A 12,027-nucleotide genomic window follows, 5' to 3' on the forward strand; every position below is an offset into this window, starting at 1 on the left:
TGTCTCGGCGGGACGGGTGGTGTCGGCGGGACGGATGGGATCGGCAGGGCAGGGGTGATCGGCATGGGTAGGCCAGCGCGGGGTGTGGGGTTGCGGGAGGCGGCGCGGGGACTGCGCGCGGCGGCGGGTGTGCGTCTGCCGGCCGGCGCTCCGGGTGCCGCGGGTGGCTCCGGTACTTCGGTGTCCTCGGTGTCCTCCGACCCGGTCGACGGGTCGGTCGTCGACGGGTCGGTGTCGGCGCGATCGGTGTCGGGGCCGGTGCGGGTGGCGCCGGCGGGGCGCTCGGCGTCGCGGGAGTTCCCGACGGACTGGGCGCGCACGGCAGCGGCCCGCCTGGCGCGCGCGACGTTCCTGTCGGGGGTGATGAATCCGCTGCTGCAGGTCACCCTCACGGCGGACACGTTCGGCGCGCAGGTGTTCGACACTGTCCGGGACACCCCGGTGATCATCGTGTCGAACCACAGCAGTCATCTGGACGCGCCTCTGCTGCTGTGCGCGTTGCCGTGGCGGGTGCGTTCCCGTACGGCGGTGACGGCGGCGGCCGACTATTTCTTCGACAGTGTGTGGCGGGGGGCGTCCAGTGCGCTGGCGTTCTCGACGGTGCCGATCGACCGCAGCGGCGGGGTGCCCTCGACGACACCGCTGGATCTGCTGCGCGACGGCTGGAACCTGGTGATCTTTCCGGAGGGGACGCGGTCGAAGGACGGGGCGCGGGGCCGGTTCCGGCTGGGGGCCGGCTATCTGGCGATCAACGCCGGGGTGCCGGTGGTGCCGGTGGGGGTGCGGGGGGCGTTCGCGGCGATGCCGCGGGGCCGTAACTGGCCGCTTGCGGGCCGTCCGCAGGTGACGGTGCGTTTCGGCGCGCCGATGCGTCCGGTGGACGGTGAGGATGTGCGCACGTTCACGGCGCGTCTGGCCGCCGAGGTGGATCGGTTGTGCGCGGAGGACGCGGGTTCGTGGTGGGATTCCACCCGGATGGCTCTGGCCGAGTCGCCCACGGCTGTGTCCTCCCCCGCCGGTCCGTCGGCTGCCGTGTCGCCGGCCGACGGATCGGTGACGGGCGCGGTGGACTCCCCCGGCGGATCCGTCGAGCCCGCGGACCTGTCTGGTTCGGCCGGCGCTGGTGGTCCTGGTGGCGCTGCCGGGGTGGAGGGTCTTTCCCCCTCGGCTGTCCCTTCTGGTGCGGCCTCTTCTGATGCGGCCGTGGGTTCGGGGGACGCCTCCCCCGCCGGCGAACCGGTGGTCCCGGCGGCCCGTGCGCTCGATCGTGCCCGGCACCGCGCGGCGGGGCGGTCGGGTCCGGGCGCGCCGGGCAGCCCGGTGCCGGTCAACGCGCGGCTGCGGGGGGCGCCGGGCACGCCCGGTGCCCCCTGGCGGCGGATCTGGGCGGCGACGGAGCCGTTGCCGCGGAACACCTCCCGCTCCCCCTGGCGCCGCTGAGCCAGCGCCAGCGTCTGTGGTCGGGGCCCTGCACGGCTGCGCGCCGTGTCGGCTACGGTGAACGCATGTGCTGCTGCGCTGCCATGACCACCCGGACCGCCGCCTAGCGGCGGTACCAGGGCCGCGGTCACCGCGGTCCCGATGCCTGCCCCGAGCCGGGCAGGCATCACTTTGGCGTACCGCCCGATCGGTGTTCCGCCGGCAGCCGCGTACGCGTCCAGCGCCGTGTTGTCGGCTCGTCCTGCCTGATCAGGGGAAGTCATGTCAGCGCCGCAGCGATCCGACGCACAGGCACAGCGCCAGGAGCCCTTCCCACCCCTGTCCGTGGCCGTTCCCGCCGAGCGGCGGCTTGGCCTGTTCGCGGAGCCCGATCCGCGCGCCGCCACGATGATCCTGATGGTCGGTCTTCCCGGAGCCGGGAAGACCACCCGAGCCAGGCAGCTCGCCGCGGCGCACCGGGCACTGCGGCTGACCCCGGATCACTGGATGATCCCGCTGTTCGGCGAACCGATGGCCGACGGCAGGCGTTTCGTGCTCGAGGGGCGGCTTGTCTCGATCGCCCTGCAGGCGCTGCGGCTGGGGACCAGCGTCGTGCTCGACTACGGGCTGTGGGGCCGCGACGAACGCTCGGCGCTGCGCTGGCTGGCGCGGTCGGCCGGGGCCGCCAGCCAGGTGGTCTATCTTCCCGTGGACACCGACACCCAGCTCGCCCGGATCGCGCACCGTCAGGCCACGGCACCGCACCGGACGTTCCCGATGAGCGCCGCCGACGTGGACCGATGGCGTGAGCAGTTCCAGGTACCGGACGCCGCCGAGCTCGACGGCGGCGACATCCCCGGCCCACCGCCCGGCTGGCCGGACTGGGCACAGTGGGCGGCCGAGCACTGGCCTACCTGCACCGACAGCTAGTGGCCGTCACCGGCCAGTCACCGCAGCGAAGCCGGACGGCTCCTGCTGCTGGCTCATGTTGGGGTGTCGGTAAGAAACGTGTCACCAGCCGCAAACGGCGATGATCTAGCTGGTTGCTGGCGAAGCGGCGGTGAGTTCGTGGCGGGCCCGGCCGGTGGCGCGTAGTTCGCGTAGGTCGGGGATGTGGTTGTAGAGGGTGCCGGGGCTGACGCCGAGGAGCTTCGCGATCGAGGTGACGCTGGCGTCGGGGTTGGGGAGCATGTCGCGGGCGGCGCGGATGATCTCGGGGGTGGCGACGGTGGGACGTCCGCCGACGCGGCCGCGTTCGCGGGCGGCGGCCAGGCCCTCGCGGGTGCCGGTGACGATGAGTTCGCGGATGAACTCGGCCAGCGCGGCGAAGACGTGGAAGACGAGCCGCCCGCCCGGGGTGGTGGTGTCGAGGTTCTCGTGCAGGGAGGTGAACCCGACGCCGCGGCGGCGCAGGTCGCCCACGGTGGCGATCAGGTCCTGCAGGGAGCGGGAGAGCCGGTCGAGTGCGGGGACGACGAGGGTGTCGCCGGGCTGCGTGAAGTCCAGGCAGGCGGCGAGCTCGGGGCGGTCGGTGTCGCGGCCGGACTGTTTCTCGGCGAAGATCCGCCGGCAGCCGGCGGCGGTGAGCGCGTCGATCTGGCGCTCGAGCTTCTGCCCGCCGGTCGACACTCGGGCGTAGCCGATGCGGATGTAGGTGAGCACTGCCGGCTCGGCGACGAGGAGCTCGGTGGGCTCGATGGCTGCGGTCACGACCGCGATCATCTCAGCAAACGGCCCGATGACAGTTCTTGATAGTGCCAGTATTTGGCGGATGGCCTCGCGCACCGAGGAGACATGATCCGCGAGGCCGCGCATGAAGTGCTCGCCGACGGCCAGACCCAGCTCCTGTTCGACGAACAGGAGCTCGTCACCCCGCCCCGACGGCGACACCACCTGACCCGAAACCCCACCCTCACCGGACCGCCCGTAAAGACGGGCGGTCCGGTGAGGGTCGGCGGCCCGCCGGGCCCGCCCGAGCACGCCGCGACATGGTGGTGAGGCCACCGCCAGCTCACCCTGCGCGGCAGGCATTGACCTCAACCTCGGTTGAGGTTGCACGATTGCCAGCCAAGGACCTGCCGCGGATCCGACTCGTGGAGGAGGGTGCTGGTGAGCACAGAGCCGGGCTTCTATTCGATCATCGACTACACCGTTGACGGTGTCGCCACACAGCGTGAGCTGGTGGAGGCGTTCGCGGAGATCCAGGAACGGTGGGTACGTTTCTATCCTGGCTACCGTTCGGCCCGTTTCCACGTCAGCACGGATGGCACGCGGGTGTACAACATCGTGCACTGGGCGAGCGAGGCGGACTACCGCCACTTCGTGGAGACCTCCGACACCGACGGCCGGATGGCCGCCATCGGCAAGGCGTTGGAGGGCCTGTCAGGCAAGGCGGAACCGCGGATGGCGGGGCTGCCCACCTACACCGTCGTCCGCGAGGTCGGCCCTGGGCCCCGGCACCTCGATCCCTGATCCGGCAATGGCGGCGGTTCACGGGTCCGGGCCGCCTGCCAGCCACTGCGCCGCCCTGTCCGCCCGCAGAGGCAGCCTGCGTATCCACGGCAAAGGCGACCAGGTCCGCCTAGTCCCGATTCACCCGCCGCTGCGCGCCGCGTTCACCGGCTGGCTCAGCGAACGCGCGGACTGGCCCGGCGCCGAGGGCCCCGCGCTGTTCCTCAACCAGCGAGGCGGCCGGCTGTCCACCGCCAGCGCCCACACCATCATCACCACCATCGCCGCAGCCGCCGGCCTTGACGAGAAGACCACCGCCCACACCCTGCGCCACCAGCCTCGTACGCGCCGGCACCGACCTCGTCACCGTCGCCGAACTCCTCGGCCACACCCGCCTCGAAACCGTCCGGATCTACACCAACCCACCGAAAGCGACCGGGCCACGGCCCAACATCATCACCCCGGTGCGCAGGCATCAACACCCCACACCCACAGAGAGACACGACGCAAGATCATCCGCGTTTGCGGCGGTGACACGTTTCTTACCGACACCCCATGTTGCGGGAGTCGCACAGGGCCCGGCCCTACCTGACCTGTCTGGGTTCCTCGGTCGAGATGGATGGGCACGGTCGTCCACGCGGCCCGGGGCAACGAGGCAGACCCCTGCCGTTCGGGCCCACGATGACCCTCTCGCTGCTCGCCGTACTGGCCGCCGCGGGGTGAACGGTGCCCTCTGCGCGCCGAGTACCACTCGCAGGCCGTGACATCCCGCGATCGCGCGCCGTCGGCGTGCCGTCGGCATGCCGAAAGACACGTCGCCTCGTTGACGGAACGAGTACAGGCAAAAGCCGTGAGTGCTATAAACCCTCCCGAATCGTTTCGCTGCATTACGGATTGGCGGGTTATGGCTGACGCGGCCGCAGGTCCAGACGCTGGGCAGCTGTGGGCAGCACTTCGGGACGCCCTGAACGGCAGCTGGCAGGGACGCGCGGTCCTGGCCCAGCTGCGCTCCGATCGGGCCGGCGGGCTGAGTTCCCTGCGGGCGCTGCTGGCTGATGCCCCGCCGCCGCCGGTGGCCGCGCTCATCGCCTGGTACGGCGCGGACAACCTGATCCAGGCGGCGCACACGGCCCACGCCCGGCGCCGGCCCCGTGGCCTGCTGATCGGCGCCGGGGTCGTGGTGCTCGTGACCGCGGTCATCGTCGCGGTCACGCTGTCCACCGGCGGGGCGAAGGACCCGGCCGTGTCGGCCACGAACGGGCGGCGGCCGGTCTCCGCCTCAGCGCGGCCTGGGCCCGGATCTGTTGGCGGCACCGCCACGGCCACGCCCTCGAGCCGCGCTCCGGTCGGAACGGGTCCGGTCGTCGGCGACCTCGCCGACCCCACGGTCTCGGACACGGCCACCCGCAGGCTCGGGAACGCCACGTGGGTTCCCTTCTCCCTCCAGGGCTTCTCCTACCGGGCGCGAGCAGTCATGATCCATACGCTTGCCGTCGCGGGGAACAGCGCGCCTCCCGCCCACCACAAGCTGGTGTTCCTCACCGAGATACTGAACGTCCAGACCGACCGTCCGGCTCCACAACCCGTCGCGGTCGGAGCGGAGATCGACGTGGCACGGACCCTGGTGAGCGATGCATCCGGCGGCTGCGACGATCCGTTCCACAGTCTCGCGGCCGGCGGCGACGACCAGTGCGCGATGGGCGTCCTGCAGGTCGACGCGCAGACATACCTGGGCGACAAGCAGATTCCCGCTGGCGGGAGTGCCTACGTGCTGCTCGGCGCCCTGGAGAACGTCCCGGACGCCGTCGCCGACTCCCAGGTCGCGCTGTACCTGAGCGACGACCGGGGCCACGACATCACCTCCGTCCGCGTCCCTCTCGGTTGACGGCGCGGCGCCCCACGTGGGGGAACCAGCTCGGCGCAGATCAGGGCGACACCGACGCCGATCTGGCCGACGTGGAGATGCCCGGGACCGGGCCAAGGGAGGATGCCCGCAGGGGGCCGTGCGCCGACGGTCATGCTTTGAGGCGCAGCGCAGTCGGGTGGTTCGGGCGGTGCGCGCCGCCGCGGGTCGGCGGGGTTCGGGGACGGCGCAGGCGTAGCAGGGCGAGCAGGGCGATGACGGCCAGCGCGATGACGGCGAGGCCGTATTCGCGGCTGGTCTGCTCGAGGCCGGTGTGGGTGACCCGCCAGCCGGCGGCGACGGCCGGGACGCCGAGGGCGAGATAGCACAGCACGTAGAGGGTGGCGAGCACTCCGGCGCGCTGGTGGGCGGCGGCCAGGGGCAGCACGACACGCAGGCTGCCCTGGACCCCGGCGCCGATGCCAGCGCCGGCCAGCACGCTGCCGGTGAACAACAGCGCCTGCGCGCCGGCGGCGACGACGACGGCGAGCAGGGTCAGGGTGACGCCGACGATCAGCATGACCAGGCCGATGAGCATCATCGTGCTGGCGGGGACGCCGCGGGCGGCCACCACGACGGCGGCCGCGGTGCCGGCGAGGCTGAGCACGGCCAGGCCGCCGAGCACGACCGCCTGGTGCCCGGTGGCGTCCGGGGTGTCGGCGACGAGGCGGGCGAGGCCCGGGCCGAGGGAGAAGTAGAAGCCGGACAGCGCCCAGGTGGCGACGAGGCAGGGCCCGGCGGCGGGCAGGACGCGGCGCACCGGGGCGGGGATGTCCAGGTGGGGGCGCAGGGAGGCGAGCGCGCCGGGGACGCGCGTGGACGTCTCGCGCATGACCAGCACGCCCGCCGCCTGGGCGATGACGACGGCGAGCAGGATCAGGTAGACGAGCCGGGTGGGGCTGGGTAGGAAGGCGACGCACAGCGCCGAGCCGAACGCGCCGAACGCGATGCCGGCGAAGGAGCCGGCGGCGTTGAGCAGGGTGCCGCGGGCGTGATGCAGATCGAGCAGGCCGGCGCCCAGGGCGCCGATGGCGGCGCCGGTGGCCAGGCCCTGCCCGGTGCGGGCGGCCAGCAGCCCGCCGACGGAGTCGGCCCGCAGGAAGACGACCATGGCCGCCGCCTGCACGGTACAGGCGGCGAGCAGCACGGGGCGACGCCCGAGATGGTCGGACAGGCCGCCGACGACGAGCAGGGCGGCGAGCACGGCCAGGGCGTAGACACCGAACACGACGGTCAGGGTGATCGGGGAGAACCCCCAGGCGTGCTGGTAGAGGGCGTAGATCGGGGTGGGGGCGGCCGAGGAGGCGAGGAAGGAGGTGAGCATCGAGGCCTGCAGGACGAAACTCGCGCCTGGCCCGAGCCGTCCCGCGAGCCGCCCCGGCTGGCGGGACACCGTGGCCGGCCGCGCGGGTTCGGGTTCGGGTGTCCGGCCCGCGGGAATCGCTGTCGAGGACACCGTCGTGGCGGGCGGCGTCCGGGTGGGTGCCGCGGCGCCGGCTGCGGCGGGCGGGCTGGCGGGTGGGGTAGGCGAGGTGCGGGTGGCACGCGGCGCGGGCATCGGGTTCCCTTCCACCGGTGGCTGACTCGTGGGGCCGTCGCCGGTGTGACACCCGACGACGCTTAAAGCTGACGACGCCTAAAGCTAAGGATTCGCGATGGTGGGGACGATAGCCCGCCCGTCCCGCTAACGCAAAGATTTTGCGTGGCCTTGGGGGTTGTGTATTAGGCTCGGGGCCGTGAGTGCCGAGGGTCCGCGTCCGGGCGGGCGCAGCGCGCGGGTGCAGGCCGCGGTGCACGAGGCCGTGCGGGCGCTGCAGGCCGAGCGTCCCCGTGGGGAGATCACCGTGCCGCTGGTCGCGGCGCGGGCGGGGGTGACGCCCTCGACGGTCTACCGGCGCTGGGGGGATCTCACCGAGCTTCTGGCTGACGTCGCCGCCGAGCGGTTGCGCCCGGACCGTCCGCCGCACGACACCGGGGATCTGCAGGGCGATCTGGTCGCCTACGTCGAGGGCTACCGGGAGGAGGTGTCCTCCCCTACGGGCCGCACGGTGTTGCGCGAGGTGGTGGCCGCCTCGTCCACCCCGCAGTTGCCGGCGGGTCGCTGTGACGCCTTCATCCGCACCCAGCTGCGGATCATCATCGAGCGGGCGGCGCGGCGTGGCGAGCCGGCGCCGCCGGTGGAGCGGATCGTCGAGGCGGTGATGGCGCCGATCACCTACAGTGTCCTGTTCGCCGCGGCGCCGCTGGAAAGCTCCGACGCGCACCGCCTGATCGACGCGGCCCTGGCTCTGTCGTCCCGACCGTCCTCGGCACGCTGATCCGGCGGCCAGGCCGGCTGCCTGGAGCTGGCAGCCAGACGACGGACGAACGCGCCGCGGCACCGCAGGGCACTGGCGCGGCCAATCCCGGCGATCGGGACTCGCATGATCACTGTCCGGTGCGACGTCTGCGAGAAGTCGGAGCCGGCAAACGGTGATCGCGGACGTCGACCGCCCGATGTGATTCCCCTCACATTAAGATCAACATGTGGATAAGGTTGTCGACGGGGCGGTGGGTAACGTGGTGTGAGGCTGTGGACGGTGTGTGGGAAAGGGCTGATCCCGCGCCGCGGCGGGAAGTCAAGGGGTGGCGGTGCGTCTCTGCCGCGGTATCACAGACACATGGCCTCGCCGCACCTGACCGCCCGACCCCGCCCGCATCCCGAGCCGTCCACGTCCGCGCCTCGCCCGGTGGCTCTGCACCCGGGTGCCTCTCGCCCGGGTGCCTCTCGCCCGGACTCCCCTCACCCGGGTGCCGCCCGGCCCGCTCCCCCGCGGGTGAGCTCGGCGGCGGGGGTGCTGCCCCCGAGCGTCGCCCGGGTGGCGGCGCGGACCCGGCTGTCCGCCGAGCTGCTGGCCGCGATCCTCGAGGTCGAGCGGCGTTCCCACGCCACCCTCGACGACATCGAACGGGCCGACGCGCTCGCCGAACGCCTGCTGGTGCGCCGGGGCCACCGGCTGCGTGCCTCGGGTGGTGCCGCCTCGGCCGCCTGAGCGCGGCGCCCCGGGCGGCCTCGGGGAACAGCCGATGGTCGGGTGCCGGCGTGACACGGGCGGCCATGCGTGCGCCGAAGGAGGGCGTCCAGGGTGGTCCGCCATGGGGAGTTCCCTGAGCGCGGATCCTGCCCGGCTTCCCGGTCGGCGCCTGGTCGACGGGCGGGGTGGGGTGGGGGTGCGTAGGGTACGGGCATGGTGGCGATGGACGACGGGCAGTGGCGGGAGTTCGTGTCGGTGGGCACCCGGACGGGCAAGCTTGCCACGGTGCGTGCCGACGGGCGTCCGCATGTGGCGCCGGTCTGGTTCGTGCTCGACGGCGATGACGTGGTGTTCAACACCGGCGCGGCCACGGTGAAGGGGCGGGCGTTGGCGCGCGGCGGGGTGGCGTCGTTGTGCGTGGATGACGAGACGCCGCCGTTCTCGTTCGTGACGCTGTCCGGGACGGTGCGGATCAGCGAGGATCTTGGCGAGGTCCGCGCGTGGGCGACCCGGATCGCCGCCCGTTACATGGGTGAGGCGCGCGCCGAGACCTATGGGGCGCGCAACGGTGTGCCCGGTGAGCTGCTGGTGCGGCTGACTCCCACCTCGATCGTCGCGGTCCGCGACCTCGCCGACTAGGGTTTTTCTCGCGGATCATGATGGTCCCGCACAGCAGCCCGGCCGGTTCCCGCCCGATCCCCGGCCGGGCTCGGGCCATGTGCGACGTCCTCGGCGACACGCGCACGTCCGGCGCACCGCGTGGCCGGCATACCTCGCGACCGGTGGCCGGTGCCGGTGGTGCACGGCGCCCCGCCGTCACCGTCAGCCCCGGTCGTCACCAGCGAGCCCTCTCCCCCCGCCGCCAACAACCCGCCACCGCCCTGCTCGCCGCCGCGCGTGACGACGGACCGGCCCCGGAAAACCCCCCGTGTCGCTTCTACCGGGTTACGAAGGGGCAAACCGGACAGATTACCCGGTAGAGGCGACATCCTGCGCATCAGCGGCGCCACCACCCCCGAAAACCATCACGGACAGCGAGACTCGCGGGTGAACCCGGCCGCGCCCCGGAGATCCACGAGAGGCAACCCAGGGCCGCAGCCGGGGCCGTGAGGGGGGGCTGGGTGCGGTGGTGCTCAGCTGGCGGCGGCGGGGCGGGAGGTGTGGGCGAGAGGTGGGGCGGAGATGAGCAGCAGGACCTCGTGGACGAGGCTGGCGAGCATCCGCGAGGGGCGAAGGTCGAGGATGGCGACCATCTCGTCGAGGGCGATGGCGGTGGCGGTGGGGTCGTCGTGCACGAGGGTCGCGGCCAGGGATCCCAGTGCCCAGCCGCGTTCCAGGGTGCTGGGACCCGTCAGGGCGATGGCGCGGCGGGCGGCCGAGCGGGCGCCGGGCACGCGCAGCCGGGACATGGCGTCGGCGACGACGCAGGCCTCGCGGGTCTCGTCGTAAGGTGGCCAGCCCGGGGTGCGTAGCGCCGGCGCGCCGGGACGGTCGCGCAGGGCGAGCAGGGCTGCCTCGAGGGCGGGTTCGTCGCGGGTGGCCGCGGCGATCTGGACCTGTTGGGCGCATGCCCAGCCGTGCAGGGCGGGATGTCGCACCGCGGCGGCGCGGTCCGCGGCGATCCGGGAGGCGTCCAGGCGGCCGTCGACGAAGGCGATGAACGCGTCGAGGCTGTGGACGGTGCCGGCGAGCAGCCGGTCGTCGAGATGCTCGGCGTACTGGGCGGCGAGGGTGGCGAAACGGCGGGCGCTGGTGTCGTCGCCGGTGTCGGCGGCCAGGTAGCCCAGGTAGAAGGACAGGTAGCCGGCGGCGCGGGTGAGCTCGCACTGCACCGAGGGGGACAGTCTGCGCCCGAGGGCGGCGCTCACCCGGCGCCAGTCGCCGACGACGGTGCCGAGCAGCGCGGTGTGCGAGGCGCTCATCAGGGTGGTGGCGTAGCGGTAGAGCCGTTCGTCGATCTCGCTGAGGGTGAGCGGGTCGGGATCGGCGTGGGCGATCTCCCGGGAGATCATCGCGGCGGCGCGGGCGGCGGCGGCCAGTCCGTGCCGGTCCGGGGTGTGTGTGCCTGGCAGCTCGATGGGATCCATCCCCAGCCTCCGCTCACGTTCCGGGCGGTGCTGTGGGCCACGCCGCCGCGGCCGGGGCGCGGGGGTCCGCGCCGGCCTGGTGACGCGGATCGCCCGCCCCCGGGTGTGCGCGCCATGCCGCGGCCGTGCGGCGAGCCGGGACGGGGGCCGGGGCCGGGCGACGCCGCGTGGGTGCCGGTGGCCGCGGACGGCGGCGGCCGGCATCGGGTGAGGCGCTGCCCGCCGGGCGACGGGCCGTTCGGGAGCGTCGCGGAAGCGGTCGACAGCGTGACGGACGGCACGCTACCGCGCGGGCGGGGGGGTCTGTACAGGGCTTTGGTGAAAACTCTCTCGCCCCCACGGTGTCCATCGGGGACATTGTTCCTCTTGTGGACAATACGCGGGGCGTGTACGCCGCCGGGGTGACCCGTTCGTGGGGGGCGGTGGGTGGGAGGGTGTCTCGGTCGCTATCCGATGGTGAGGACGCGGGGGCCGTCGGCGGTGATGGCCACCGTGTGCTCGACGTGGGCGGCGCGGCTGCCGTCGACGGTGCGCAGCGACCAGCCGTCGGGGTCGGTGCGAAAGGCGTCGTCGCCGCCGGCGAGCAGCATCGGTTCGAGGGCGAGGACGAGTCCGGGGCGCAGGGGCAGGCCGCGCCCGGGGCGGCCCTCGTTGGGGACGTGCGGGTCCTCGTGCATGCGCCGGCCGATGCCGTGCCCGCCGAAGCCCGCCGGGATGCCGTAGCCGCCGGCGCGGGCGACGGCGCCGATGGCCGCGGCGATGTCGCCGAGGCGCCCGCCGGGCACGGCGGCGGCGATCCCGGCGTGCAGGGCGGCGGTGGCGGTGGCGATGAGGGCGGTGTCGTCGTGGCGGGGGGCGCCGATGGTGAAGCTGATCGCCGCGTCGCCGGTCCAGCCGTGCAGGGTGGCGCCGCAGTCGACGCTGACCAGGTCGCCGCCGCGCAGCGGGGTGTCGTCGGGGATGCCGTGCACGATCACGTCGTTGACCGACACGCAGCTGACGGCCGGGAACGGGGTGGGGGCGAAGCCGGGGTGGTAGTGCAGGAACACCGGGGTGGCCCCGGCGTCGCGGATCACCGCGTGGGCGGCGGCGTCGAGCTCGCGCGGGGTGACGCCGACCGCGGCGGCCGCGCGGGCGGCGGCCAGGGCGCGGG

Annotated in this window: 12 protein-coding genes; 8 read left to right on the top strand and 4 right to left on the bottom strand. The window is 73.5% G+C overall.

Going from position 1 to position 12,027, the window contains the following annotated elements:
* Positions 1-63: 63 nt before the first annotated feature.
* Both MXD95_RS23085 and MXD95_RS23090 read left to right on the top strand, forming a co-directional pair.
* A complete protein-coding gene (locus MXD95_RS23085; protein ID WP_250642793.1) occupies positions 64-1,440 on the top strand; it encodes a lysophospholipid acyltransferase family protein in 1,377 nt (458 codons plus the stop codon).
* A 261-nt stretch (positions 1,441-1,701) separates the two neighbouring features.
* Positions 1,702-2,349, top strand: coding sequence for a P-loop nucleotide/nucleoside kinase family protein (locus MXD95_RS23090; protein WP_250642794.1), 648 nt, complete (start codon positions 1,702-1,704; stop codon positions 2,347-2,349).
* Positions 2,350-2,454: 105 nt separating this feature from the next.
* Here the strand turns inward: MXD95_RS23090 and MXD95_RS23095 are convergent, their stop codons facing one another.
* Entirely contained in the window at positions 2,455-3,450 is a 996-nt protein-coding gene (locus MXD95_RS23095; RefSeq protein ID WP_250642795.1) for a recombinase family protein, read from the bottom strand.
* A gap of 78 nt (positions 3,451-3,528) precedes the next feature.
* On the opposite strand from MXD95_RS23095, the gene MXD95_RS23100 reads away from it, so the two are divergent.
* The 3 genes from MXD95_RS23100 to MXD95_RS23110 all read left to right on the top strand — a co-directional run bounded on the left by MXD95_RS23100 (position 3,529) and on the right by MXD95_RS23110 (position 5,755).
* Positions 3,529-3,891, top strand: a complete 363-nt coding sequence (locus tag MXD95_RS23100; RefSeq protein WP_250642796.1) for an antibiotic biosynthesis monooxygenase family protein — start codon at positions 3,529-3,531, stop codon at positions 3,889-3,891.
* 7 nt (positions 3,892-3,898) lie between these two features.
* Positions 3,899-4,462 (top strand): tyrosine-type recombinase/integrase, encoded by a 564-nt coding sequence (locus tag MXD95_RS29385; protein WP_374122115.1) that lies wholly within the window; start codon positions 3,899-3,901, stop codon positions 4,460-4,462.
* 312 nt (positions 4,463-4,774) lie between these two features.
* Positions 4,775-5,755 (top strand): hypothetical protein, encoded by a 981-nt coding sequence (locus MXD95_RS23110; protein ID WP_250642798.1) that lies wholly within the window; start codon positions 4,775-4,777, stop codon positions 5,753-5,755.
* A 130-nt stretch (positions 5,756-5,885) separates the two neighbouring features.
* On the opposite strand, the gene MXD95_RS23115 is transcribed toward MXD95_RS23110, so the two are convergent.
* Positions 5,886-7,331 carry an MFS transporter gene (locus MXD95_RS23115; protein ID WP_250642799.1) on the bottom strand — a complete coding sequence of 482 codons (1,446 nt, stop codon included), beginning with the start codon at positions 7,329-7,331 and terminating at the stop codon, positions 5,886-5,888.
* 178 nt (positions 7,332-7,509) lie between these two features.
* On the opposite strand from MXD95_RS23115, the gene MXD95_RS23120 reads away from it, so the two are divergent.
* From MXD95_RS23120 to MXD95_RS23130, 3 genes are all read left to right on the top strand, one after another.
* Positions 7,510-8,091, top strand: a complete 582-nt coding sequence (locus MXD95_RS23120; RefSeq protein ID WP_250642800.1) for a TetR/AcrR family transcriptional regulator — start codon at positions 7,510-7,512, stop codon at positions 8,089-8,091.
* 516 nt (positions 8,092-8,607) lie between these two features.
* Positions 8,608-8,805 (top strand): hypothetical protein, encoded by a 198-nt coding sequence (locus tag MXD95_RS23125; RefSeq protein WP_250642801.1) that lies wholly within the window; start codon positions 8,608-8,610, stop codon positions 8,803-8,805.
* 195 nt (positions 8,806-9,000) lie between these two features.
* Positions 9,001-9,426, top strand: coding sequence for a PPOX class F420-dependent oxidoreductase (locus MXD95_RS23130; RefSeq protein WP_250642802.1), 426 nt, complete (start codon positions 9,001-9,003; stop codon positions 9,424-9,426).
* 494 nt (positions 9,427-9,920) lie between these two features.
* Here the strand turns inward: MXD95_RS23130 and MXD95_RS23135 are convergent, their stop codons facing one another.
* Entirely contained in the window at positions 9,921-10,874 is a 954-nt protein-coding gene (locus MXD95_RS23135; RefSeq protein WP_250642803.1) for a hypothetical protein, read from the bottom strand.
* A gap of 446 nt (positions 10,875-11,320) precedes the next feature.
* On the bottom strand, positions 11,321-12,027 hold a 707-nt coding region (map, locus tag MXD95_RS23140), incomplete at its 5' end, for a type I methionyl aminopeptidase (protein ID WP_250642804.1).

The organism is Frankia sp. AiPa1 (assembly GCF_023243075.1).
Lineage (GTDB): Bacteria > Actinomycetota > Actinomycetes > Frankiales > Frankiaceae > Frankia.